The organism is Nonomuraea sp. NPDC005501 (assembly GCF_040605905.1).
Lineage (GTDB): Bacteria > Actinomycetota > Actinomycetes > Streptosporangiales > Streptosporangiaceae > Nonomuraea.
In genome coordinates this window covers 88,260-112,523 of sequence record NZ_JBEXDT010000003.1, presented here as the reverse complement: position 1 = coordinate 112,523, position 24,264 = coordinate 88,260, and the positions used below count along the sequence as shown (strand labels likewise).

At 72.7% G+C, this 24,264-nt stretch carries 25 protein-coding genes; 14 read left to right on the top strand and 11 right to left on the bottom strand.

Going from position 1 to position 24,264, the window contains the following annotated elements:
- Positions 1-65 precede the first annotated feature (65 nt).
- Positions 66-599, bottom strand: a complete 534-nt coding sequence (locus ABZS51_RS03480; protein WP_355435640.1) for a DUF3224 domain-containing protein — start codon at positions 597-599, stop codon at positions 66-68.
- A 98-nt stretch (positions 600-697) separates the two neighbouring features.
- Here ABZS51_RS03480 and ABZS51_RS03475 point away from each other — a divergent pair, with 98 nt between their 5' ends.
- Positions 698-1,483 (top strand): DUF6461 domain-containing protein, encoded by a 786-nt coding sequence (locus tag ABZS51_RS03475; protein ID WP_355435637.1) that lies wholly within the window; start codon positions 698-700, stop codon positions 1,481-1,483.
- A gap of 365 nt (positions 1,484-1,848) precedes the next feature.
- On the opposite strand, the gene ABZS51_RS03470 is transcribed toward ABZS51_RS03475, so the two are convergent.
- Complete coding sequence (locus tag ABZS51_RS03470) at positions 1,849-2,838, bottom strand: YafY family protein (protein ID WP_355435634.1); 990 nt, start codon at positions 2,836-2,838, stop codon at positions 1,849-1,851.
- A gap of 94 nt (positions 2,839-2,932) precedes the next feature.
- On the opposite strand from ABZS51_RS03470, the gene ABZS51_RS03465 reads away from it, so the two are divergent.
- Entirely contained in the window at positions 2,933-3,307 is a 375-nt protein-coding gene (locus ABZS51_RS03465; RefSeq protein WP_310712098.1) for a VOC family protein, read from the top strand.
- A gap of 119 nt (positions 3,308-3,426) precedes the next feature.
- Complete coding sequence (locus ABZS51_RS03460; RefSeq protein WP_355435630.1) at positions 3,427-6,306, top strand: AAA family ATPase; 2,880 nt, start codon at positions 3,427-3,429, stop codon at positions 6,304-6,306.
- A 63-nt stretch (positions 6,307-6,369) separates the two neighbouring features.
- On the opposite strand, the gene ABZS51_RS03455 is transcribed toward ABZS51_RS03460, so the two are convergent.
- The 5 genes from ABZS51_RS03455 to ABZS51_RS03435 form a co-directional block, all read right to left on the bottom strand.
- Positions 6,370-8,178, bottom strand: coding sequence for a hypothetical protein (locus ABZS51_RS03455; protein WP_355435627.1), 1,809 nt, complete (start codon positions 8,176-8,178; stop codon positions 6,370-6,372).
- 171 nt (positions 8,179-8,349) lie between these two features.
- Complete coding sequence (locus tag ABZS51_RS03450) at positions 8,350-9,039, bottom strand: FadR/GntR family transcriptional regulator (protein ID WP_355435624.1); 690 nt, start codon at positions 9,037-9,039, stop codon at positions 8,350-8,352.
- A 4-nt stretch (positions 9,040-9,043) separates the two neighbouring features.
- A complete protein-coding gene (locus tag ABZS51_RS03445; RefSeq protein ID WP_355435621.1) occupies positions 9,044-10,177 on the bottom strand; it encodes a mandelate racemase/muconate lactonizing enzyme family protein in 1,134 nt (377 codons plus the stop codon).
- A 37-nt stretch (positions 10,178-10,214) separates the two neighbouring features.
- Positions 10,215-11,411 (bottom strand): sialidase family protein, encoded by a 1,197-nt coding sequence (locus ABZS51_RS03440; RefSeq protein ID WP_355435618.1) that lies wholly within the window; start codon positions 11,409-11,411, stop codon positions 10,215-10,217.
- Positions 11,412-11,550: 139 nt separating this feature from the next.
- Complete coding sequence (locus ABZS51_RS03435) at positions 11,551-12,450, bottom strand: LysR family transcriptional regulator (RefSeq protein WP_355435615.1); 900 nt, start codon at positions 12,448-12,450, stop codon at positions 11,551-11,553.
- A 99-nt stretch (positions 12,451-12,549) separates the two neighbouring features.
- On the opposite strand from ABZS51_RS03435, the gene ABZS51_RS03430 reads away from it, so the two are divergent.
- The 5 genes from ABZS51_RS03430 to ABZS51_RS03410 all read left to right on the top strand — a co-directional run bounded on the left by ABZS51_RS03430 (position 12,550) and on the right by ABZS51_RS03410 (position 15,797).
- Positions 12,550-13,374: an oxidoreductase gene (locus ABZS51_RS03430; RefSeq protein ID WP_355435612.1), complete on the top strand. Its 825-nt coding sequence runs from the start codon at positions 12,550-12,552 to the stop codon at positions 13,372-13,374.
- A gap of 45 nt (positions 13,375-13,419) precedes the next feature.
- Positions 13,420-13,854: a hypothetical protein gene (locus ABZS51_RS03425; RefSeq protein WP_355435609.1), complete on the top strand. Its 435-nt coding sequence runs from the start codon at positions 13,420-13,422 to the stop codon at positions 13,852-13,854.
- 44 nt (positions 13,855-13,898) lie between these two features.
- Positions 13,899-14,504 carry a hypothetical protein gene (locus tag ABZS51_RS03420; RefSeq protein WP_310712107.1) on the top strand — a complete coding sequence of 202 codons (606 nt, stop codon included), beginning with the start codon at positions 13,899-13,901 and terminating at the stop codon, positions 14,502-14,504.
- Between the two features lie 151 nt (positions 14,505-14,655).
- A complete protein-coding gene (locus ABZS51_RS03415) occupies positions 14,656-15,177 on the top strand; it encodes a DUF6328 family protein (RefSeq protein WP_355435605.1) in 522 nt (173 codons plus the stop codon).
- Between the two features lie 251 nt (positions 15,178-15,428).
- Positions 15,429-15,797 carry a hypothetical protein gene (locus ABZS51_RS03410; protein ID WP_310712109.1) on the top strand — a complete coding sequence of 123 codons (369 nt, stop codon included), beginning with the start codon at positions 15,429-15,431 and terminating at the stop codon, positions 15,795-15,797.
- A gap of 65 nt (positions 15,798-15,862) precedes the next feature.
- Here the strand turns inward: ABZS51_RS03410 and ABZS51_RS03405 are convergent, their stop codons facing one another.
- Both ABZS51_RS03405 and ABZS51_RS03400 read right to left on the bottom strand, forming a co-directional pair.
- Positions 15,863-16,279 (bottom strand): SRPBCC family protein, encoded by a 417-nt coding sequence (locus tag ABZS51_RS03405; RefSeq protein WP_310712110.1) that lies wholly within the window; start codon positions 16,277-16,279, stop codon positions 15,863-15,865.
- A gap of 68 nt (positions 16,280-16,347) precedes the next feature.
- Positions 16,348-17,328, bottom strand: a complete 981-nt coding sequence (locus ABZS51_RS03400; protein WP_355435602.1) for a carbohydrate kinase — start codon at positions 17,326-17,328, stop codon at positions 16,348-16,350.
- Positions 17,329-17,531: 203 nt separating this feature from the next.
- Between ABZS51_RS03400 and ABZS51_RS03395 the strand changes: the two genes are divergently transcribed.
- The 5 genes from ABZS51_RS03395 to ABZS51_RS03375 are packed head-to-tail and all read left to right on the top strand — an operon-like array spanning position 17,532 to position 21,850.
- Entirely contained in the window at positions 17,532-18,521 is a 990-nt protein-coding gene (locus tag ABZS51_RS03395; protein WP_355435598.1) for a sugar ABC transporter substrate-binding protein, read from the top strand.
- 10 nt (positions 18,522-18,531) lie between these two features.
- Positions 18,532-19,494, top strand: coding sequence for an ABC transporter permease (locus ABZS51_RS03390; protein WP_355435595.1), 963 nt, complete (start codon positions 18,532-18,534; stop codon positions 19,492-19,494).
- Complete coding sequence (locus ABZS51_RS03385) at positions 19,491-20,300, top strand: ATP-binding cassette domain-containing protein (protein ID WP_355435592.1); 810 nt, start codon at positions 19,491-19,493, stop codon at positions 20,298-20,300. The genes ABZS51_RS03390 and ABZS51_RS03385 overlap by 4 nt, the downstream gene beginning before the upstream one ends.
- 19 nt (positions 20,301-20,319) lie before the next feature.
- Positions 20,320-21,333 carry a LacI family DNA-binding transcriptional regulator gene (locus ABZS51_RS03380; RefSeq protein WP_355435589.1) on the top strand — a complete coding sequence of 338 codons (1,014 nt, stop codon included), beginning with the start codon at positions 20,320-20,322 and terminating at the stop codon, positions 21,331-21,333.
- Between the two features lies 1 nt (position 21,334).
- Positions 21,335-21,850 (top strand): hypothetical protein, encoded by a 516-nt coding sequence (locus tag ABZS51_RS03375; protein ID WP_310712116.1) that lies wholly within the window; start codon positions 21,335-21,337, stop codon positions 21,848-21,850.
- A gap of 65 nt (positions 21,851-21,915) precedes the next feature.
- Here ABZS51_RS03375 and ABZS51_RS03370 read toward each other — a convergent pair whose 3' ends face one another.
- Together ABZS51_RS03370 and ABZS51_RS03365 are read right to left on the bottom strand one after the other, a co-directional pair.
- Positions 21,916-22,740 (bottom strand): PIG-L family deacetylase, encoded by an 825-nt coding sequence (locus tag ABZS51_RS03370; RefSeq protein WP_310712120.1) that lies wholly within the window; start codon positions 22,738-22,740, stop codon positions 21,916-21,918.
- A 104-nt stretch (positions 22,741-22,844) separates the two neighbouring features.
- The gene (locus tag ABZS51_RS03365) at positions 22,845-23,162 is read right to left on the bottom strand and encodes a helix-turn-helix transcriptional regulator (protein WP_355435584.1); all 318 of its coding nucleotides are present in this window, start codon (positions 23,160-23,162) and stop codon (positions 22,845-22,847) included.
- A gap of 93 nt (positions 23,163-23,255) precedes the next feature.
- Here ABZS51_RS03365 and ABZS51_RS03360 point away from each other — a divergent pair, with 93 nt between their 5' ends.
- Positions 23,256-24,254 carry a zinc-dependent alcohol dehydrogenase family protein gene (locus ABZS51_RS03360; protein WP_355435581.1) on the top strand — a complete coding sequence of 333 codons (999 nt, stop codon included), beginning with the start codon at positions 23,256-23,258 and terminating at the stop codon, positions 24,252-24,254.
- Positions 24,255-24,264 lie beyond the last annotated feature (10 nt).

Sequence of the window (24,264 nt, the reverse complement as noted above, 5' to 3'; positions counted from 1 at the left end):
AGCGCCGAGACGGCCGACGGCTGTTTCGGCGCTGAGCGGGTGTGGCTCAGTATCCGGGGCAGGGCTTAGGCATAGAGGAGATTTGTCCGGTTCCCTGGTCTGTGTAACCAGGGCTGCGAAGCTGCGGCGCGCTCTGGCTCACCGACTGGGGTGCCGACAGGCTGGCCCGCGTCATGACCGACGTGAAGATCCAGGAGCTCCCACTGGAGGACGCGGAACCCCAGGCCCTCGGTCCCGGAGCTGGGGACGATGCTCCCGTAGCTGGACTGGTCAGGCCCGTCGGCCAGGCCGCCGTGCTGGATGACAAAGGTGCCGTGCCGGCCGACCGGCGTGCCCTCGATCCGTTCGGAGGCCACGTAGCCGCCGCCCGCCGTACCCTGCGCGGTGAGCACCTCGGCGACGCTTGTCCCGTCGATGGCGCCCCGAGAGGGACAGTACGGTTTTCGGGCGGCTCTCGCTGTGCGAGTGGGGAGGCGAACGCGTCCACGAGATCCCCGAGTTGCCTTCGGGGCCGGGGTGGTATCGGCTGTGCTATCACGCGGTGACCATGGACGAGGAGTCGGAAGCGGAAGATCGCTATCTGCTCCAGATCTGGCCACAGCCTGAATCCATCCCACGAATGGTCAAATGCACAAGCGCGGCACTCGCCTGTTGGTGCAGTGCGGGGCTGACGTCCCGGGTTCGGTAGTTTCTGACCATGGCCGATGCCGACTTCACCCCCCTTCGCGTCACCTACCGGGCGCCCAAGCTCGGCCGCACTCAGATTCGGGACTGGGCGAGAGCGAACGGCTACCTGGTCGGTGAGCGTGGCCGGATAGCTCCAGACATCACCGAGGCCTTCTTCGCCGCCCACCCCGAGATTCTCGAGCAGGCGAGCACGTTCGAGATGGTCCGCGCCATCGCGAGAACCCCCGGCGCGTCGCCGGAGGATTACGAGTGGCAGGAGAACAGCCCACTCGGGGACATCTACACGATCGTCTTCGTTCGTGGGCTCGACGAGCACGAGATGCTGCGCCGGCTCGGGGCCGCGGACGAGGACATCCGGCTCATCATGGACGAGGACCACTCCCAGCCGGAAGGGCCGGAGATCATCACCGTGAGGCGAATCGGGGACTGGACGGTCGCGATCGAGGACCGCGGCTGGCGCGGCCTGCAACGGGAGGGTTTGGGCGTCCTGTCGCGCGACGGCGGAGAGGCCGTGGCGGTGCACCGGCATGACTACGCCCAGCACCACGTCGCCTACGCCGTCGACGGCCAGATCATCACCGACATCAACCCGGGGTTTCCCACCGACAGGCAAGGCGCGGATCCCGACCGGCTCAACCGTCACCTCCGTGAGCTGGGCATCGATCCGGCCGCCGACGACAGCATCGACAACCCCATCCCGGCGGCCCTGGCACTCGCCGGCCGCATCACAGAGGTCACGATCACTCCGCAGCACCTTCGCCGCCCCGTCCTGGGTGCGGCCGTGCCCGATGCCTGATCTTGATCTGCCTTGACCACCCCTCATGATCGCAGCACCATGCCGACATGAGGGTCGGCCTGATCATCACGATGCCCCTCCGCCATTGGGGGCTCATCGACGCGTCTATGGACAACGGCGCCAGCGTCGAGACAGTGAACGGCAACCGCCAGCGGGCCGATCTCGCGCGCAGCATTCGCAGAGCAGGTTGGGATCAGCTCGCCCACTGGACACCCGGCGTTCCAGGTTCCGGTGCATGTGCGACGCCTATCGAAGTGACAGTGTCCAGGTCGGGAGCAGGTCCTGCTGTCATCTTCGCTGGGTCCGGACATCACTGTCCGTCCGGACTCGAGGGCTCACCGGTGACCGGCGGCCCGGCTCGCCGATCAGGCTTGGCGGGCGCTGGACGCCAGGCGATCGGCGAGCGCGACGACGAGGTCGCGCAGCTCGTCAGGGCGCTCGATGACGAACGGCCGGTCGAGGGAGGCGAGGAGCGGAGGCAGCCAGTCGAGCCGTTCCACCCGTAGCTCCACGTGCAGCCAGCGCTCGGTCGCCGGATCCGAGCCTGCCGCGGAGGCGGGCTCCGTTATGGTCGCCACGCTGCCGGGAAGCCGGGCGCGAATCTGCGCGACCGTCCCGTGGATCCGCAAGGTCACCTCGTGCCGGTACGCCGCGGTGGCGAACCCTGACAGGACGCGCTGCGCCGGGTCCGGTCCGGCGGGCGCCTCGAACGATCCGGGCAGGGTCCTGGCGTGCGCGACGCGATCGAGCCGGAAGGTCCGGTCTTCGCCGATCTCGGGATCGGTGCCGATGACGTACCACCGGCCCGAGTGCGTGACGATCCCGTACGGGTGCAGCGTGCGGTCGCGGCGCCGGTCGTCGCGGTCGGTGTACCTGATCGAGACCGGCCGGCGGTGGTGTACCGAGTCGGCGATGGTGAGCAGGACCCCGGCATCCGGGGTGGTGAACTCGCCGGGCGGTTCGGTGAAGGCGAGGGATTCGAGGACCGTGTCGAGTCGGCGGGCGAGGCGCTCGGGCAGCACCCGCCGGATCTTGGCCGCGGCCGTCTCACTCGCGGTGTCGGCCGCGGTCGTCAATCCCGTCCGGCGGCCGGCGATCAGGCCGAACAGCACGGCGAGCGCCTCGTCGTCACTGAGCATGAGCGGAGGCAAGCGGTAACCCGGGGCGAGGCGGTAACCCCCGTGGCGGCCGCGCACCGCCTCGACGGGTATGTCGAGGTCGATCAGATGGTCGACGTACCGCCGTACGGTGCGGCCGTCGACGCCGAGCCGATCGGCGAGCTCGGCCATCGTGCGGACGCCGCCCGACTGCAGCAGCTCCAGGAGGGTGAGCACGCGGCCGGTGGGACGGGACATGCTCAAAGTCTAGCGACAATACTGGACCGATTCTGTCCAGTATTTGTTCTAACGTGTGCCGTACCACCGCTTCTCGGACCCAAGGAGAACACCCATGGACTTCGTCTCGATCCGCATCATCACCGGCGACGTCGCGCGCCTCGTCGAGTTCTACGAGCGGGCCACCGGGCTGCGGGCGGCCTGGTCCACCGAGGACTTCGCCGAGCTCCGGACACCCAGCGCCACCCTCGCCATCGCCGGCACCCGCACCGTCCCGCTCTTCGCGCCAGGCTCCGCCCGCCCGGCCGACAACCACACCGTGATCATCGAGTTCCGGGTGGACGACGTGGACCATGTGCACCAGAACCTGGCCGGCTTCGTCACCGACTTCGTCAATGAGCCCACCACGATGCCCTGGGGCAACCGATCGCTGTTGTTCCGCGACCCTGACGGCAACCTCGTCAACTTCTTCACCCCTGTCACCACGTGACGGCATCGCGGCAGAGGGCCCCTGGACATCGACCCGGATCCATATGATCATCGGTCTCGCACCCTTCACTGACCGTGCGACGGGTCCTGGCGTGATCGCCGGACGGACCGGAGGATGCCATGACCGATGACAGGTCGGCCTCGCCGGGAGCTGTCCGGGAGCAGGGGTCCGAGCTGGTCGCGCGAGCCGGCGAGACGGCACGGATCGAGGAGGCCGTCGCCGGTGCGGCGGCCGGGGAATGCCGGCTGCTCCTCATCGACGGTGATCCGGGGGTAGGCAAGACCCGGCTGCTCGCGTACCTGATCGAGCGGGCGCACGCGGCCGGGCGGACCGTGCTCGACGGCAGCGCCACCGAGTTCGAGCGGCTCGTCCCGTTCGGCATGTACGTGGACGCCTTCACCCGGATGTCCGACGAGCACGACGAGCCGGGCGGCGCCGGACCCGGTGACCTCGCCGAGGCGGCGCTGCGTACCTTGCTGTCGGCGGGTGAGACGAGCGACACCGAGCGCGGCCGGTTGGATCGCTATCACACCTATCGAGGCATTCGAGCGCTCCTGAACCATCTGGCCACCGACCGTGGTGTGGTGCTGGCCTTCGACGACCTGCACTGGGCGGACGGGCCGTCGCTGGAGCTGACCGAGTTCCTCCTGCGCCGGCCGCCGGCCGCGGGATTCCTGCTGGCCGTCGCCTGCCGGTCGTCCATGATCCCTCCGATGGTGGCCGAGGCCGTCGCCCGGCGGGATCGGCGCGTCACCCGGCTGAGCCTGGCCCCGCTCGACGAGAACGCGGTCGCGCTGCTCATGCCGTCCGACACGAGCCCGCGCCGGCGGACGCTGATGTACCGGGTCAGTGGCGGCAACCCGCTGTTCCTGCGGGCGTTGCTGGACGCCGACGACCACACCCTGGCCGAGCTGGCCGACGGCCGGCCCGGGGCGGCGCTCGCCCTGGAGCGGGAACTGCTGGCGGTGCTGCGCGGGGAGTTGGACCGGCTCACGCCGGCGGCTCGCCGGGCGGCCCACGCGGCGGCGGTCGCCGGAGAGCTGGCCTCGCCGGTCGTGATCGCCCACGTCGCCGAGCTCGACGCCGCGACCGCTGCCGCCGCCGTGGACGAGCTGTGCCGGCAGGGGCTCGGCACGCTGGCGGGCGCGCGGTTCGCCTTCCACCATCCGCTGGTGCGCGGCGTCGCGTACGACACCTGTGGCCCGGGCTGGCGCGTCGCGGCGCACGCGCGGGCCGCCGGCTACCTGCGCGGCAACGACGGATCGCTGGCGCTGCTCGCCCACCACACCGAGCGGTACGCCGAGCACGGCGACGAGCAGGCCGCCCGGACGCTGGCAGAGGCCGGCATCGCCTACCTGGACTCCGCCCCGGCGACCGCCGTGCGGCTGCTCCGCGACGCCCTGCGGGTGCTGCCGGAACGCGACGACCTCGTGCCGTACCGCGGCCACCTGCTCACCTGCCTGGCGAAGGGGACCGGCGTGATGGGCTCGCTCACCGAGAGCCGGCGCATCCTGCACGAGGTCATCCACCTGCCGCACGAGGTGGCCGCGGCGGCGGTGGCCTTCTCCTCCGTGATCTCCCGGCTGCTCGGCCGGCTGGACGAGGCACGCGCCCTGCTGAGCGCGCACACCGGACGGGCCGGGCAGGACCGGCGGCTACGCGCCCAGCTCCTGCTGGAGCGGGCCTGCGTGGCGGTGCTTCGGGCGGACCCGGGTGAGGCCCGCCGGCACGCGCGCGAAGCCGTCGCGCTCCTGTCCGAGACCGCCGATCCGGTGCTCAGCGCCGCGACGTACGCGGTGCTGGCCCTGGCGTGCCTGCAGGACGGCGACATCTCCGCGGGCCGGGCGCACAGCGGGCGAGCCGGCTGGCTGATGGACAGCGCGTCGGACAACGCCCTGGTGTCGCACGTGGAGCTCGTCGCGCCGCTCTCGTGGGCCGAGACCCTGCTGCAGCGGCCCGGCGACGCCGAGCGCCACCTCGCCCGTGGGGTGGACCTCGCGACGATGTCCGGCGGCAGCTACGCGATGCCCTACCTGCTCATCGCCCAGGCCCACCAGCAGGCGCGGGCCGGCCGCCTGGCGGAGGCCATCGAGACCGCGAACCACGCCGCCACGGCGTCGGAGTACATCCAGAGCAGCGAGACCCTGGCGATGGCCCGCTGCGTCATGCTGTTACCGGTGCTGTGGCGGCACGGCACAGGTCCCGCCATGAAGCTCGCCGGCCGGCTCGCCGAGGCGGCTCCAGGTTCGGCCTGGTGGCAGGCCATGGCGCATCTCTCCGCGGCCCGGGTCCGCCTGGCCGCCGGCCGTGCGCAGCCGGGGCACGCGCCGCCGCTGCCATCGGTTCTCACCCGTGACACCGAGGTGGAGCGGCTGGCCGTGCAGTCGCTCCAGGCCGGGGCCGAGGGCGACGTCGGCGCCGCGCTCCGCCGGTCGGCGGCCGCGGTCGCCGCCGCCGAAGGTGGTGGCGCCTACCGCGCCGGGATCGCGTACGACGCCCGCGCCCGCGCGTTGTGCGGCCACGACGACCTGGCCGGCGCCGCGGCTGCCGCCCGGATCGCCGCCGAGCGGTTCGCCGAGAGCGGTGCCGTCGGCGAGCGCGGCCTGGCCCACCAGCTGCTCGCCACCGTCCACGGCCGCATGGGAGACGTGGCGTCGTCCCGTGCCGAGATCGGCCGGGCCAAGGCTGCCTACCGGGAGTCGGGTGCCGACTGGCTCGCCGGTCAGCTGGCCCGGGCGGAGCGGCGGCTGGCCGCGCGCGGCCCCCGGCACGCGGCGCGGAAAGCCGCCGGCCCGCCGGCGCTGACCGCGCGCGAGCGCCAGGTGGCGGAGCTCGTCAGCCAGGGGTTGACCAACCGGGAGGTGGCCGAGCGTCTCCAACTCAGCCGGAAGACGGTCGAGACGCATGTGGCACGCATCTTCAGCAAGTTCGACGTGCGGTCCCGGGTGGCGCTGGCCAGGCGCATGGCCGGCCAGGGCGACATCCCGGCAGCCGGATGACGACGATCGGAGCCTCCGGGCGGCCGCCCGGAGGCTCCGATCATGCGGGTCGTCCGAGGCCGGTCAGAAGTCGTCGGGGAGGGTGCCGGTGTTCAGCCACTGTTCCGCCGCGTCCCGGATCTTGTCCGGGTCGACCTTCTCCCCCTTCTGGCACGGGTCCTGCCTGACGGTCCTGGGGTTGAAGGTGACCCAGACGAGGTCGATCGGTTTCTGCAGCCCCCCACCGCTCAGCGTGGACGTCGAGACCTGCAGGCCCGGCTCGCCCGGGTCCTTGACCTTGATCTCGCAGGGATCCCCCGTGGGGGTGTTGTCGATCGGGCCGCCTACGGGGATGGACGGCGCGCTGCTGTAGGTGGCGGGAATCCAGGTCGAGGGCGCCGGCCCGCCGCCACCGCCGGAACCGCTCCCGCCGCCGCCGACCACGGGAGCTCCCGGCATCGGCAGCAGCGGGATCGGATTGTCCAGCACCTCGGTCGGGACCGTCACCTCACCGTCGGGGCCGATGAAGTGGCAGATGCTGTCGATGTCGCTCCCGTCGCACGCCTCCTCGGGGTGGGCGCTCACCCATTCCTCCAGCGCCTGGTCGGCGACCGGGTCGTCGGCGGAGGCCTGCGCGTCGACGTTGACACGTGAGAAGTCGGGCCCGTTCGGGAAGAGCGCCGGGAACTCGTGGGCCATCCAGGTGGCCAGCGCCCTGCCGATCGCGACGGCCCCCACCTCGTTGGGGTGGAAGCTCTCCTGGTTGATCTTGAAGAGCTTGAACTGCCCCAGCAGCCGGTAGCGGGGCCTCAGTCCGGTGAAGTACGGCTCCACCTGGCCGAGCTCGTGGCCGGCCACCACGCTGCTGCCGTTCGGTCCCGCCGTGTTCGGGTCGAACACATGGACGTTGACGTTCGGGTACCTGGCGCGGAACCGATCGACCGCCTCCTTGATGGCCTTGTTCACCTCGGTGGCGAACGGATACATCAGGTCCAGGGTCGGCCCGGCGATCTGCTTGATGTCGCCGTTGCCGGACTGCTTGATGGCCAGCGGGTAGAGAGCCACGACGAGATCGGCCTGCTGCGCCACGTTATGCGTCTCCACCAGGCCCTGTTCGACGTTCGCCGAGACCTGCGGCATCCGCTTCAGCAGCCGGCCCACCTCCAGCCGGACGGCGGTCATCTGGTTGTGCACCCAGCTCGACGGCCTCAGGATCCCGTCCTCGTAGTACACCTTCACCGCGGTCTCCAGCAGCGAACCGAAGCCGGCGTCGTTGCCGCCGAGCCCGAAGTAGACGATCTTGGTGTCCGCCGGGATGCCCTGGAGCTGGGGCGCGTTCCGTAGCTGCGCCGGGTCGGGTTTGTCGTCGTTCTCGTACTGCGGCTGGGTGAGGTGCTTGGTCTTGGCTCCCGACGAGGCGTTGAAGACGAACGTGTCGCCGCCCCACGTGGTGCGTATCTGGGTGGGGTCGAGCGTGTACGTCCCGACCGGATAGCGGCCCGATTCCAGGAAGGCCCATGCCGCGTGAAGGGGCGCCAGGCCGGATATGTGCCGCCAGTCGTCGACGCCGTCCGGCTTCGCCTTCCAGTAGATGCTGTTCCTGCTCGCGCCCTCGCCACCCGTGTAACTGTCGCCGACCCCGGCGATCGTGTACGCCTCCAGCGTCGTCGGAGGGGGCGTCGGTGGCGGCGTCGGCTGCACGGTGGGCGGGGAGAGCGTCGGGGGGACCGGCTTGAACGTCGGTCTGGTCGGGGGCGTGGTCGGCACGGGGACCGGCGGCCCGGCGCTTGCCGGAGCGCTGACCAGCACGGCCGCGGAGAGGGCGGTCACGAGCCCGATCAGGCCCAGCCGCCCGAGGGTGCGCCATCTCCGGAACCGGCGGGGAAGTCGCATGGACGAGCCTTCCTGTTGCTGCGATGGAAAGGGGGCGCGCATGTGCTGCCCGCATCATCCGCCGCCGGTGGGATCGCTAACATCAGGTGTCGTCCACCCGACCACCCCGACATCTGCCGATGGGTCCTACGGAGCTCGGCGTCCTCGCCGGCCAGGAGCTCGTGCGCGGGGTCAGCCGCCGGTGTCCGGGGCCGGTCGGTCCTGGAGGAGGCGGGTGTGGCTGTTGGAGAGGTGGACGCGGGCCGCCGCCCGCGCCGCGTCCGCGTCCTGCCGGGCGATCGCCCCGTAGATGTTCTCGTGCTCCGCCACGATCCCGGCGAAGCGGCCGCCCGGGTCGAGGCGGTCCCGGGGAACGACGATCATGGACGGGCCGAGCGACGAGACCAGGTCGGCGAAGTGATGGTTGCCCGTCGCCAGGGCGATGCGCAGGTGGAAGCGGTAGTCGGCGTTGACCGCCGTGCTCGGGTGGTCCGCCGCCCCGGCGAACGCGTCCAGGGCCTCGCGCAGGTCCGCCAGCTGCGCGTCCGTGCGGCGGCGGGCGGCCAGGGCGGCCGCCTCCACCTCGAACGCGGTCCGGAACTCCAGCAGCCCCGCCACGTCCTCCAGCGTCGCCTCCCCGCCGGGGCCGGTCGGGAAGCGGTTCGTGGAGGGACGGGCGAGGACGAAGCTGCCCCGGCCGTGGTGCGTCTCGACCAGCCCGGCCGCCTGCAGCCGGGAGATGGCCTCGCGCACGACGGTCCTGCTCACGCCGTACGTCTCGACCAGGCTGCTCTCGGTCGGCAGGCGCTCGCCGGGCCGGACCACGCCCTCCCTGATGCGGGCCGTCAGGGTGTCGACGAGGCGCTGCGTGCGGTTGGTCATCGGGTTACCGGCCGCCGAACTCGCACTGGTCGGCGGTCCACGTGCGGGCCTGCTCGCTCAGGGTGACGCCGAGGCCGGGCCGCGAGGGCACCAGCATGCGGCCGTCGCGGATCTCCAGGCGCTCCTCGAACAGCGGCTCCAGCCACTCGAAGTGCTCCACCCACGGCTCCAGCGCGTACGCCGCGGCGAGGTGCACGTGGATCTCCATGGCGAAGTGCGGCGCGAGCTGCAGCCGCTGGTGCTCGGCGAGGGCGGCCAGGCGCAGGAACGGGGTGATGCCGCCGATGCGGGGCGCGTCGGGCTGGATGACGTCGGCGGCGCCCGCGCGGATGAGCTCGGCGTGCTCGGCGACGCTGGTCAGCATCTCGCCCGTCGCGATCGGCGTGTCGAGGGAGGCGGCGAGCGCCGCGTGGCCGGCGCTGTCGTAGGCGTCGAGCGGCTCCTCGATCCACACCAGCCCGTACGGCTCCAGCGCCCGGCCGAGCCGCTGGGCGGTGGGGCGGTCCCACTGCTGGTTGGCGTCCACCATGAGGGGCACGGCGTCGCCGAGGTGCTCGCGGACCGCGGTGACGCGGGCCAGGTCCACCCGCGAGTCGGGGTGACCGACCTTGATCTTGATGCCGCCGATGCCGCGCTCCAGGGCGGCGGTGGCGTTGTCCAGGACCTGCTCGACCGGGGCGTGCAGGAAACCGCCCGAGGTGTTGTAGCAGCGGACGGAGTCGCGGTGGGCGCCGATGAGCTTGGCCAGGGGGAGGCCGGCGCGCTTGGCCTTGAGGTCCCACAGCGCCACGTCGATGGCGGCGATGGCCTGCGTGGCCAGGCCGCTGCGCCCGACGGACGCACCGGCCCAGACCAGCTTGTCCCACAGGCGGGCGATGTCGCTGGGGTCCTCGCCGAGCAGCTCGGGGGCGATCTCGCGGGCGTGGGCGTACTGCCCGGGGCCGCCGGCGCGCTTGGAGTAGCCGAACCCGACGCCCTCGTGGCCGCTCTCCGTGCCGATCTCGGCGAACAGGAACGCGATCTCGGTCATCGGCCGCTGCCGCCCGGTGAGCACCTTGGCGTCGCTGACGGGGGTGTCGAGGGGGAGGTAGGCGGAGGACAGCCGCACCCACGTGATGCGGTCGGAGGCAGACATCATGCCAGTCATCATACGACTCGCCATGTTGTCGGACAACTTACGTCCTCACGAGTTCGGCGAGGGGGAGGCGGAGGAAGGTGATGGTCTCGTACGCGGAGAAGTCGCCCGTCTCGAACAGCAGCCCGACCGTGTCCGCGTCCACCCGCGCCAGGTCCGAGTAGGCGGCGGGCAGACCCGACACCGTGTACGCGGGACGCCAGGTGACGCCGTCGTCGCCGCTCACGCGGACGGTCATCACGGCCCGCGCGTCCGGGGCGGCGGGGCCGGACAGGAGGAGCACGCCCGGGTCGTCCCAGGCCAGGACGCTGCACTCCACGACCGGGCACACCACGCCGGCCTGAGGGCGGAACGGCAGCTTCAGCGTCTGCCCGCCGTCGGCCGAGTACGCGTCGGCGCGGGTGCCCGGCGCGGCGGAGTCGGTGCGGCAGTTGAGGTAGAGGCGGCCGCCGGGCAGCTCGGCGGCCGTGGTCTCGTTGACGTTGACGTACCCGTCGGGGTTGTCGTCGGTGTAGCCGATGCGCCAGGTCGCGCCGCCGTCGTCGCTGAGCAGGGCGTGCCCGCCGTTGTACCTGCCCTCGGTGCCGTTGTCGGCGCCGGTGGGCGGGAGCGAGTGGTTGCCGGGCACCGCGATCCGGCCCGCGTGCGGCCCGTGCCGCAGCTCGACGGCGTGGCCGGGGCCCGTGGCGTACCACCGCCACTCGGGGCGCTTGACGCCGGCGGTGATCTCGCGGGCCTCCGACCACGTCGCCCCGTCGTCGTCGCTCGTCTGGACGTACACGCGCCGGCCGTTCGCGGCCGGGACCTGGCCGCGCCGGATCTTGTCCTCCGTGGCGTCGGCGGCGTTGCGCACGTGGACGAGCACGACGCGGCCGTCGCGGGTGACGACCGGGGCCGGGTTGCCGGCTGTCCCGCCGCGCGGCTCGCGCGCCACCACCTGGAGCGGGCCCCACGTCGCGCCGCCGTCCGCGGAGTGCTTCAGGACCAGGTCGATACGGCCGGCGTCCCCGGCGGCGTCGCGCCGCCCCTCGGCGAAGGCCAGGACGGTGCCCGCGGCGGTGACCACGACGGCGGGGATGCGGAAGGTGTGGTAGCCCTCGGTGCCGGCCCGGTACGGCACGGAGGTGGAGGTGGAGGTGCCGGCGCGGTGCGGCACGGAGGTGGAGGTGCCGGCGCGGTGCGGCACGGAGGTGGAGGTGCCGGCGCGGTGCGGCACGGAGGCGGGGTGGGCGTCCATGGGCGTCCCTCTCAGGGGTGGCTGCTGGCGCAGGCGGTGTCGGCTGCGTGGACGCAGCATGATCGCCGCCGGGCGAGGCCGCCGGGTGGACGCGGGGGGACGCGCGCGTGAACACCCGGGGGAAGGGGCTCCCGGGCCCCTACCCGGCGGGCCGTACGGGCGTGGCCTGGCGGCAGGCGCGCACGTAGTCCACGACCAGCGGGCGGCGGTCGCCGGCGCGCCAGGCCAGTGCCAGCCGGGACGGCGAGATGCCGCGCACCGGGCGGGTCACCACGCCGCCCAGCGTCAGGAGGGGCGCGTTGCCGCCGGCCAGCAGGCAGACGCCCCGGCCGTCCACCAGCGCCTCGTAGGTCTCGGCCGTTCCGGCGATCTCCGCGCCGACGCGCACGGGCCTGCCGCCGCGGGCCTCCGTGGCCAGCCAGTAGTCACGCAGCGGGCCGGCCGTCTCCGGCAGGGCCAGGAACGGCTCGTCCAGCAGCTCGGCGAAGTCGACGACCTCGTGCCCGGCCAGCCGGTGGGTCTCGGGCATGGCCACCACCCGCGGCTCCTCGGCCACCACCGTCCAGGTGTACCTCTGGGCGTCCGGGATCGGCAGCCAGACGAACGCCACGTCGGCCGAGCCGTCCGCCAGCCCGGCGGTGGAGTCCTCCCAGCCGACCTGCCGCAGCCTGACCGTGGCCTGCGGGTGCAGGGCGGTGAAGCGGGACCTGATCGCCGGCAGCATGCCGCCCCGCCCCGGGCTGGTGCTCATGCCCACGACCAGGGTGGCGCGCTGCTCGCCGCTGACCCGGGCCACGGTCTCCCAGGCGGCGTCCCACTCGGCGAGCACCCGCCGGGCGTGCGGCAGCAGCGCCGCCCCCACCGGGGTGAGCCGCACGCCCTGGGCGGCGCGTTCGAACAGCGGCGCGCCGAGCTGCCGCTCCAGCATCCTGATCTGCTTGCTCAGCGCCGGCTGTGAAACGAACAGCCGCTCGGCCGCGCGCGTGAAGTGCAACTCCTCGGCCGCCGTCATGAAGTACCGCAGATCCCGCCCGTGCACGTCCATAACCATCAGTTATCACGCTTGCTCTTGGACGCGGACCCCGGCCCCCCGGCAGGGTGGGTCACGTACGGAGCACTTCCTGTGAGAGGAACCCTGATGAACAAGGTCTGGCTGGTCACCGGCGCGAACAGCGGCTTCGGCCGGGCCATCACCGAGGCGGCCGTCGCCGCCGGCGACGTGGTCGTGGCCACCGCCCGCCGGGTGGCGACCCTGAACGACCTGGTGGCGGCGCATCCCGACCAGGTGGAGACGCTGCCGCTGGACGTCACCGACGCCGCCGGTGTCGAGGCCACGGTGCGGCAGGTGGCGGAGCGCCACGGGCGGATCGACGTGCTGGTCAACAACGCGGGCCGCAGCCACGTCGGCGCCGCCGAGGAGACCACGGACGCCGAGCTGCGCGCGCTGTTCGACCTGCACGTGTTCGGCCCCGCCGCGCTGGCGCGGGCGGTGCTGCCGCACATGCGCTGCCGCCGCTCCGGCGCGATCGTGCAGCTCAGCAGCATGGGCGGGCAGATGTCCTTCGCGGGCTTCGCCGCCTACAGCGCCACGAAGTTCGCGCTGGAGGGCATGTCGGAGGCGCTCGCGGCCGAGGTCCGCCCGCTGGGCATCAAGGTGCTGATCGTGGAGCCCGGCGCCTTCCGCACCTCCCTGTTCGCCAACATCACGGCCAGCGACCCGATCGACGACTACGACGACACGGTCGGCCCGACGCGGCGGATGGCCGAGACCGGCGACGGCACGCAGCCGGGCGACCCGGCCAAGGCCGCGGCGGCCATCATCACCGCCCTGGAGGCCGAGGACACCCCGTTGCGGCTGCCTCTCGGAGACGACGCCGTGGACGCGATCGTCGGCCACCTCGACGCCGTCCGCGCCGAGATCACCGCCTGGGAGAAGATCGCCCGCGACACCCGTCTCGGCTGAGGACCCGGGTGACCATGATCGCCGCCTGAGGGAAGCGGCGGGTGCGTGAGCCCGGCCTGGGACGACCACGACTACGCGCTCACGGCCCAGCAGACGACCCAGTCCGTGGTGTCGACCGTCGAGGTCGTCCGGCTGGCCGTCCAGCACTCCGGCGAGCTCCACCGGCCGTACCTCAAGGTGGTGCTGACCGAGGCGGCGACGGACCTCGGCACCCTCGCCCAGCAGTTCGGGGGCGTGCAGCCGTCCTCCGACGCCTCCGACGAGGTGCGCGACCGCACGCTGGAGCAGCTCCAGCAGGCCCAGGACCAGGTGGACGCGGGCCCGAGTCCGGGAAGCCCGCGTTCCGGCTCGACGTGCCCGCCGCGCGGCTGGCCCCGCTCAGCGACCTCTACGAGCCCGACCCCCGGCGGCGGTAGCGTCACCAACTCTTGGGGTCCACGAGGGACCCGGCCGGTCGACCCGCCAGGCGGGCGCTCCTAGCGTGGTGGGGGACAGGCGAGGGAGTCTGGAGAGGGGAGGCGGCGATGTTCGTCCAGGTCTTCCAGGGGCGGGTGGCCGACGTGACGGAGGCCCGCCAGGCGCTGGACCGGTGGGCCCGCGATCTGGCGCCCGGCTCGCACGGCTGGCTCGGCACCACCGCCGGCGTGACCGCCGACGGCACGTTGGTGGCCGTGGCCCGGTTCGAGTCGCGGGAGGAGGCGCGGCGCAACTCCGACCGGCCCGAGCAGACCCAGTGGTGGATGGAGACCGCCAAGCTGTTCTCCGGCGAGGTGGCCTTCCACGACTGTGACCAGGTGGACGTGTACCTGCGCGGAGGGTCCGACTCGGCCGGGTTCGTCCAGGTGATCGAGGGGCGGGTCCGCGAGCCGGAGCGCGTGCGGGAGGTGCTGCGCCGCAGCGAGCCGGACCTCGACGGGTGCCGGCCCGACCTCATCGGCGGGCTGGCGGCCGTGTCCGCCGACGGCGGGTACGTCGAGACCGCGTACTTCAGCTCCGAGGAGGAGGCGCGGCAGGGGGAGAGCAAGGAGCCGCCGGCGCGGCTGCGCGAGGCGTTCGAGGAGCTGATGGGGCAGTTCGAGGGCGCGCCGGTCTACCACGACCTGCGCGAGCCCTGGTTCTACTCGCCCTGACCCCGCCGTCCGGTCCTTGATCAGCGGCTTCGCCCGCCGCGCCGTCTCCGCCGCCCGCGGAGGAGGTTTCGCCGCCCCGCGCCCGGAAAGACGAGGCGCGAGGTCAGTGAAGAACGTCCGCGTGACGGCAAGAGGTGGAAGGGCGGCCCAGGTGGATCAGGAGTTGGAGTCCGGGAAGGAGCGCGCCGACCGCAACTTCGTCGAGTTGCTGCAAGGCGCTCGCGTGGCGGTGACCGGGGTCCAGGTGCTGTTCGCCTTCCTGCTCACGGTGCCGTTCTCGCCGGGGTTCGTCCGGCTCGGGGAGGGCGACCGGCGGCTGTTCTACGTGGCGCTGGTCAGCGCGGCCGTCGCGTCCATCTGTTACATCGCGCCGGCGACGCAGCACCGGGTGCTGTTCCGGCAGGGGCTGAAGGAGACGCTCGTACGGCGCTCCAACGCGTACGGGATCGCCGGTGCGCTGGCGCTGGCCGTGTCGATGACCGCGGCGACCATGCTGGTGGTGGACTTCCTGTTCCACAGCGCGCTCGGGATGGTCACGGCCGGGGCCGTCGCGCTGCTGGCGGTGTGGGCGTGGTTCGGGCAGCCGGCGCTCGACCGGTCCCGGGCGGCGGAGGACGCCACCGACGCCGGCAGTCCCGGCGACACGCCCTCGCGCAGGCGCACCGGGGGATGACGAACGGCCCGCGGCACCGTATAAGGGGGAGGACGCGTCTTGCGCGCCCCCGCTCACCGCGGCCGGCGGCGAGACGAGCCGAGGGTGGCCCAGCCGCCGTGCCCCGGGCCGGCGCGGCGGCGGCCCCCCACGCCTTCCCCCGAGGCTCCCGGGTCGCCACCGGGGCTCCCGGCCCGTGACGCATGCCGTACGGGATGCGGGGTAACGGACCCGGAAGCACCTGTCACCAGGGAAACACACCGGGGGGAATCGTGGCAGAGCAGAACCGGCCCGTCGAGGGCGAGCACAAGTACCAGCAGCACATCGACTCGACGGAGGAGCACGAGGAGCGGCCCGGCCGCAGCCTCGTCACCACCGACCACGACGTGATCCGCCAGTGGGCCGAGCACCGCAAGGCCCGTCCCTCCACGGTGCCGGGCACGGAGCACGAGGGACACCCCGGCGTGCTCAGGTTCGACTTCCCCGGCTACGGCGGCGGCGACCTCCAGGAGATCTCCTGGGACGACTGGTTCAGGACGTTCGACGAGCGGAAGCTGAACTTCATCTACCAGGAGCACACGAAGGACGGCAAGGAGAGCAACTTCTTCCGCCTGGAGAACCCGGACCGCGAGGACGCCTGACGACAGGGCCTCGTGGCGGTGAACGGCGGTGAACGGCGGTCCACGGCGGGGCCGGCCCGGTGCGCTCAGGCGCGCCGGGCGACCTCGCCGGCCAGCCGGTCGAGTGACTCGTCCAGCATGCCCCGCACCTCCGAGCGCCGCTCCTGCGACGTCTCCTCCTCGGGCTCGTCGAGCAGCGAGATGTGCACGGTGACCTCGCTGGCGCCGTCGCCCCGGTCGGAGACCTGCAGCCAGCCCGCGTAGCCGGGGTGGTCGCGCCCGCCCCACTCCACGCGCAGCTGGTCCTTCGAGGCGCCGAACAGGCCCTCGTGCTCGCCGTCGCCCGGCACCACGTCGCCGGCCGCCTCCACGGTGCCCGCGCCGCTGTCGCGCACGATCAGCCCATGGGGCAGCCACTGGTTGACGAGCCCCACGTCGGAGGCCACCTCGAAGACCGTCGCACTGGTCGCGGGCATCTCTCGCGTCGCTTCGTACTCTGCCATCTCGACACCCCCGCCCCGGCCCTACCCGCCGCCCGCGGGGGCAAACGATCTACGCGGGCCGGGCGGCCTCAGGCGGTCGCCCGGTCGTCCAGGTCGCGTGCCCACGGCGGGTCGGCGCCCGCGACCGCGCACGTCAGGGCCGCCACCCGGGCGGCGAACGCGGCGGCGTCGGCGGCCGTCTCCAGGTCCAGCCCGTCCAGCCGGCCGCCCAGCAGGCCCCGGTCGCCGAGCCGGTGCAGCAGCCCGGCGGTGAACGCGTCGCCCGCGCCGACCGTGTCCACGACCGTGACCCGCGGCGCCGCGACCTCCGTCCGCGCGCCGTTCAGCGAGACAAGCGCCCCGGCGCCGCCCCGGGTGACGATGACCAGCGGCGCCCCGGCGGCGTGCCAGGTGTCGCAGACCCGCTCCACCGGCTCGTCCGGGGCGAGGAAGGCGAGGTCGTCGTCGCTCAGCTTGAGGATGTCCGCGAACGCGCACCAGCGCGGCACGTCGTACGCCTCGCGCGGCGCCAGGCTCGGCCTGACGTTGGGGTCGATCGACACGGTCGCGCCGCGGCCCGCCGCCCCCGCCGCGAACGCCTCGACCGCGTCGCGGCCCGGCTGCCTGACCAGGGCCAGCGAGCCGGTGTGCAGGCACGACGCCCCGCCCAGGTCACGGGAGGCCAGCTCGGCGGACGTCCACGCCCAGTCGGCGGCGCCCTCGGCGTGGAAGCCGTAGGCGGCCTGGCCGCGCTCGTCGAGCGAGGCGACCGCGAGCGTGCTCGGCTCGGCGGCGTCCACGCACGCCGTCAGGTCGACGCCCGAGGAGGCGAGCCGGTCGCGGAACAGCCGCCCGAACACGTCGCCCGACAGCCGGCCCAGGAACTTCGTGGGCGTGCCGAGCCGCGCCAGGGCCACGGCCGTGTTGGCGGGGCCGCCGCCCGCGTGCACCCGCAGCGTCAGCTCACCGGCCGGAGCGTCGGGCCGGCTCCCCGGCCCTTGCGGCCGTTCGGGGCCGGGCCCGTGTTCGGCGAAGGCGTCGGCCACGCACTCGCCGAGGACAGCGATCATCGGATCTTCCTTTCCGCCACGTTGCCGACCGGCCACGTCTCCCAGTGTTGCCGATTCGTTACGGGGCGAAAGCATTGACGTTTCCAGGCTCGGAGTTCATCATCGCAACACAGCCAATGTCAACGTTGACATGTGTCAACGATGACATTGCGTTAGCCCTGATAGTACGATTAAAACCGAGACCACTCTGTTAGGAAGCCACCATGAAAGCAAGGCTCTCGGCCGGTCTCCTGGCTGCCGCACTGCTGGCAGCCGGATGCGGCGGCAACAGTGGGGGCGGCGGCCAGGAGGCCGGCGCCGCGAAGGTCGGACTCATCACGAAGACGGAGACCAACCCGTTCTTCGTGAAGATGAAGGAGGGCGCCGAGAAGGCCGCCAAGGCCGACGGCATGGAGCTCATGACGGCGGCCGGCAAGTTCGACGGGGACAACGCCTCCCAGATCACCGCGATCGAGAACATGGTGGCCGCCGGCGTCAAGGGCATCCTCATCACCCCGAGCGACACCAAGGCCATCGTCCCCGCCATCAAGAAGGCCAGGGACGCCGGTGTCGTCGTGATCGCGCTCGACACGCCGACCGAGCCGCAGAGCGCCACGGACGCGCTGTTCGCCACCGACAACCTCAAGGCCGGCGAGCTGATCGGCCAGTACGCCAAGGCGGCGATGGCCGGCAAGCCGGTCAAGATCGCCACCCTGGACCTGGCGCCCGGCATCACCGTGGGCCAGCTCCGCCACGACGGCTTCCTGAAGGGCTTCGGCATCGCCCAGGGCGACCCGCGGATCGTCTGCTCGCAGGACACCCGCGGTGACCAGGCCAAGGGTCAGACCGCGATGGAGAACTGCCTGCAGAAGGCGCCCGACATCAACCTCGTCTACACCATCAACGAGCCCGCCGCGCTCGGCGCCCACACCGCGCTCAAGGCCGAGGGCCGCGACAAGGACGTGCTCGTCGTCTCCGTCGACGGCGGCTGCACGGGCGTCAAGGCCGTCCAGGCCGGGCAGATCGCCGCGACGTCGCAGCAGTACCCGCTGAAGATGGCCGAGCAGGGCGTCAACGCCGTCTCCGCGTTCGCCAAGAGCGGCAAGAAGCCCTCCGGCTACACCGACACCGGCGTCACGCTGATCACCGACAAGGCGGTCCCCGGCGTCGACGCCAAGGACACCGCCTTCGGCCTGGCGAACTGCTGGGGCTGACATGGCCGTCATGCAGGCGACGCTGACGCGCCGCATCGTGTCCACGCCCACCGCGGGGCCCCTGGCGGCGCTCGTGCTGGCGTGCGTGTTCTTCTCCCTCAAGAGCGACCAGTTCCTGACCGGCGGCAACTTCTCGCTGATCATCCAGCAGGTGATGGTCGTGGGCACGCTGGCCATCGGCCAGACCCTCATCATCCTGACCGCGGGCATCGACCTGTCGAACGGCGCCATCATGGCGTTCGGCGGGATCGTGATGACCAAGCTGGCCGTGGACAGCGGGCTGCCGCCGCTGCTCGCGATCGCGGCCGGGCTGGTCGTGTGCGCGGCTTTCGGCCTGCTCAACGGCCTGCTGGTGATGAAGATCAACCTGCCGCCGTTCATCGTCACGCTGGGCATGCTGAACGTGGTGTTCGCGCTGACCCACATCTACTCGCAGGACCAGACGGTCACGAACCTGCCGCCCGCGATGACGTACCTCGGGCAGACCTTCCGGATCGGCGGCACCAACGTCACCTACGGGTCGCTGCTCACCATCGTGCTGTTCCTGCTGTTCGCCTACCTGCTCGGCCAGACCGCCTGGGGCCGCCACGTGTACGCGCTCGGCAACAGCGCCGAGGTGGCCCGCCTCACCGGCATCCGCACCAACCGGCTCCTCGTCGGCGTCTACACGGTGGCCGGTCTCGTGTACGGCATCGCGGCGCTGCTGCTGGTGTCCCGTACGGGGGTCGGCGACCCGCAGGCCGGCCAGACCGACAACCTCGACAGCATCACCGCGGTCGTCCTCGGCGGCACGAGCCTGTTCGGCGGGCGCGGGACCGTGCTGGGCACCCTGATCGGCGCCCTCATCGTGGGCGTCTTCCGCAACGGCCTCCAGCTCATGGGCGTACCGTCGATCTATCAGACCCTCATCACCGGCATCCTGGTGATCCTCGCCGTCACCGTCGACCAGCTCTCCCGCAGGAGGACCCGATGACACCCGTGCTCCAGGCCCGCGGCCTGGTCAAGCGCTACGGCCACGTGACGGCGCTGGACGGCGCCGACTTCGACCTCATGCCCGGCGAGGTGCTCGCGGTCATCGGCGACAACGGCGCCGGCAAGACCAGCCTCATCAAGGCGCTGACCGGCGCCCTCCAGCCGGACGAGGGGGAGATCCTTCTCGACGGCGAGCCGGTGCGCTTCCGCGACCCCCTGGAAGCGCGCAGGCACGGCATCGAGACCGTCTACCAGGACCTCGCGGTCGCCGCCTCGCTCGACATCGCCACCAACATGTTCCTCGGCCGCGAGGTGCGCAAGCGCGGGCCGCTCGGCACGGTGTTCCGGATGCTCGACAAGAAGCGCATGCGGGAGGAGTCGGCCGAGCACATGGCCAACCTCAAGATCGGGCTGCGCTCCCTGACCCAGCCCGTCGAGTCGCTGTCCGGCGGGCAGCGGCAGGGCGTGGCCGTCGCCCGCGCGGTGGCCTGGGCCTCGCACGTCGTCGTCATGGACGAGCCCACCGCCGCGCTCGGCGTCAAGGAGTCGGGCCAGGTGCTCGACATGATCAAGCGGGTCCGTGACCGCGGCACGCCGGTCGTCCTGATCAGCCACAACATGCCGCACGTCTTCGAGATCGCCGACCGCATCCACGTCCAGCGGCTCGGCCGCCGGGTCGCCGAGATCAAGCCGGGCGACCACAACATGGCCGAGGTCGTGGCCATCATGACCGGCGCGATGACCGTCTCCGACGGCAAGGCGGTGGTCGCGGATCAGGACGCCGCGGAGGCCATCGGCCTGTCCTGACGCCACTACCATGGTCGGAATGCGGCGACCCACGATGGCAGACGTCGCCCGCGAGGTGGGTGTCACGGCCAAGACCGTGTCGCGGGTGCTCAACGACGACGGGCCCGTCGCGGTCGAGACGCGCGAGCGCGTCATGGAGGCGGTCCGCAAGCTCGGCTACCAGCCCAACCTCATGGCCCGCAACATGCGGGTCGGGGCGCGCGACGCCGCGATCGGGCTGGTCATCCCCGAGATGGGCAACCCGTTCTTCGGCACCGTCGCGGGCGGCGTCGAGAGCGCCGTCCGCCCGCGCGGCCTGACCCTCATCGTCGGCTCCTCCAGCGAGACGGCCGAGCTGGAGCGGTCCCTGATCGCCACGTTCCTGGCGCGGCGGGTCAGCGGGCTCATGGTGGTGCCGTCGTCCGACGGCGACCACCGCTACCTGCGCGCCGAGCGGGTCGCCGGGCTGCCCATCGTCTTCCTCGACCGGCCCGCCGTCGGCATGGCCGCCGATCACGTGGTCAGCGGCAACCGCGAGGGCGCCCGGGACGGGGTCGCCCACCTCGTCGCCCACGGGCACCGCCGCATCGGCTTCGTCGGTGACCTGCCCGCCGCCCTCTACACCCGGCGCGAGCGCTTCCAGGGCTACCGCGACGCGCTGGAGGCGGCGGGGCTGCCGTTCGACCGGGCGCTCGTCGAGAGCGGCCACGACCAGGAGGCGGCCAGCGCGGCCGTGGCGCGGCTGCTCGCGCTGCCCGCCCCGCCGACGGCGCTGTTCGCGGCCAACAACTTCGCCTCCATGGGGGCGGTCGTCGCCCTGGCCCGCGCGGGGCGGCGGGACGTGGCGCTGGTCGGGTTCGACGACCTGCCGCTGGCGGAGGTGCTGGAGCCGCCGCTCACGGTCGTCGCCCAGGACCCGGCCGCGCTGGGCACGGCGGCGGCGGAGCTGGTGCTGTCGCGCCTCGACGGCCTGCCCTCGCGCGCGGCCCGCCGCGAGCTGATCCCGACGCGGCTCATCGCCAGGGGCTCGGGCGAGCTGCCCCCGGCCCGCTGACGTGTCCAGGCGGTTCCGCGACCAGGGGTGGCGGCTGTGGCACTTCGCCCGCGAGATCCTCGTGCGCTGCCCGCGCTGCGACGGCCGCGCGTGCGTGGCGGTCCACCCCGGCCACCGTGAGCGTCACGCGCACGCCGTGGGATGGCTGACGGCTCCGCACCGGCTGAGCTGCGGCGGGTGCGGGCGGGTCGCCGACTGGGCGCCGGGCCGCTGGGAGCCGGGCCGGGGCGACGCGTACTTCACCGCCGGCGGCCCCTACGTGGTGCCGCGCCTGGGCGGCCCGGAAGATCCGTACTTCGGGCTGCCGCTGTGGCTGCGGCGATCCTGCCGCGGCGGCCGGGTGCTGTGGGCGTACAACCTCGCGCACCTGGACGTGCTGGAGGCGTACGTGGCCGCGCCGCTGCGGGAGCGGCCGGTGACGGCGGGGTCGCAGACGATGCTGGAGCGGCTGCCCGCCTGGATGAAGGCGGCGGAGCGCCGCGACGAGGTGCTGGCGGCCATCCGCTCGCTCCGTTAGCGGTCGCGGGGTGGGTCAGGGTCGGACGGCGCGCCGGGGGGAGCGTCCTCCCCCCGGAAGAGGTGTTACGGGCGGAGGCCGGCGAAGAGGTCGTCCTCCTGGTCCGGGGCGTCGACCCGGCTCTGGACGCGGGTGAACGCCTCGTGCGAGAACGCCTCCTGCTGCGTCTGCTCCGGCATGTTGAGCAGGAAGATGTTGTCGCCCTGGCTCTCGTGCGCCCGCAGCGCCTTGAGCTTGCGCTCGACGTACGGCGCGACCTCGACGACGGTCGTCACCAGCTCGTCCGGGGTGCCGAAGTCGTCGGAGGGCCGGAAGTCGCCGAGGTCGAGCCCGCTCTCGGCCATCATCTCGAACATCCGCCGGATCGAGGCCCGGGGGATCGCCGTGTAGTAGAGCTTGTCGGGGATGCCCGTCGCCTCGACGGCCGCGACGGCGACGCGGTGGGTCTGCACGTGGTCCGGGTGGTTGTAGCCGCTGCCGCCCGTCTCGTCGTACGTCACGACGACCTGCGGCCGGTAGCGCTCGATCAGCTCGGCCAGTCGGGACGCGGCGGCCTCGACCGGGACGTTGGCGAACGCCTCGGGGTGCCGGTTGGCCTCCCAGCCCTCCATGCCGGAGTCGCGGTAGCCGAGCAGCTCCAGATGGTCGATGCCGAGGTGGGCCACGGACTCGCGCAGCTCCGCCAGCCGCCGCTCGGCCACCGCCGCGTCGTCGTGGCCGGGGTCGCCCGGCTTGACGCCGCCCGGGCCGTCGCCCTGCTCGCCGTTGGTACAGGTGACCAGGACGGTGCGGATGCCCTCGTCGGTGTAGCGGGCGAGGATGCCGCCGGTGCTCAGGCACTCGTCGTCGGGGTGGGCGTGCACGGCCATGAGGGTGAGTTGCCGATCCATGGGAGCGACCCTACTCTCCGGCGCCGACAACCTGTGGCGGGCAACCTGTGGCCGGCGGACGGCGCGATGCGGGGTGCCGGACCCGCCGGCCGTGCGGGCCTCCGTCAGAGCCGGGCGGCCTGGCGCACGATCAGGGCGTCGAGCAGGCCGGGGAACGCCTCGTCCATCTCGGCGCGGCGCAGGGCGTTCATCCGGGACGTCCCCACGTAGTACTGCCGGATGAGGCCCGCCTCGCGCAGCACCTTGAAGTGGTGGGTGGCGGTGGACTTGCTGACCGCCATGTCGAAGGTGCCGCAGGCTAGGTCCCGGCCGGCGGCGTCGAGCTGCGTGACGATGCTGCGGCGTACCGGGTCGACGAGGGCCTCCAGCACCTGCTGGAGCTCGACCTGCGACACGTCCGGATGCGGCGGTGTGCGTCCCATGGACCACATGGTACGACACTCATCGAAGTTTGACAGCCATCGTACTTATGGCCCACAGTGACTCCCGTACACGAGTGACGAGAGGACGAGGACATGGCCAGGACGGTGCGCTTCCACGAGCTCGGCGGGCCCGAGGTGCTGCGGCTGGAGGACCTTGAGCCGGGGGAGCCGGGGCCGGGCGAGGTGCGGATCCGGGTGGAGGCGATCGGGCTCAACAGGGCCGAGGCGCTGTTCCGGAGCGGCCGGTACATCCAGCCGGTCAGGCGGCTCCCCTCCGGGCTCGGCAACGAGGCGGCCGGGGTGATCGAGGCGGTCGGCCCGGACGTGACCGGGTTCGGGGAGGGGCAGGCGGTCAGCGTCCTGCCGTCCTTCTCGCACAACGACTACGGCGTGTACGCCGAGCGGGCCGTCGTGCCGGCGAGCGCGCTCGTGCCCCGCCCCGACGGCGTGGACGCGGTGGCCGGCGCGGCGGTGTGGATGCCCCATCTCACGGCCTACGGGGCGATGGCCGAGGTGGGCGGCGTGCGGGCGGGCGACACGGTCGTCCTGACCGCGGCCTCCAGCAGCGTCGGTGTGGCCGCGATCCACACGGCCGGCCGCCTGGGCGCGACGCCGGTCGCCGTCACCCGCACCTCCGCCAAGAAGCGGCGGCTGCTCGACGAGGGCGCGGCCGAGGTGATCGTCGCCGAGGAGGAGGACGTCGCCGGACGGGTCCTGGAGCTGACCGGCGGCCGGGGCGCCGAGTACGTCTTCGACGCCGTCGCCGGGCCGGGCGTGACCGAGCTGGCCAGGGCCGTGGCTCCCGGCGGGACGCTGTTCCTGTGGGGCGCGCAGAGCGGGCAGCCGACGCCGTATCCCGGGTTCGACCTGGGCATGCCCGCCCTCAACATGCGCACGTACACGATGCTCGAAATCACCGGGGACCCCGCGCGGCTGCGCCGTGCGGTGGCGTTCATCACCTCGGGCCTGCGTGCCGGCACCCTCCGCCCGGTCGTCGACCGGCTCTTCCCGCTGGAGGAGATCGTGGAGGCGCACCGGCACATGGAGTCCGGCGCCCAGTTCGGCAAGATCGTGGTGACCACGGCTCGCTGACCGGGCGGGA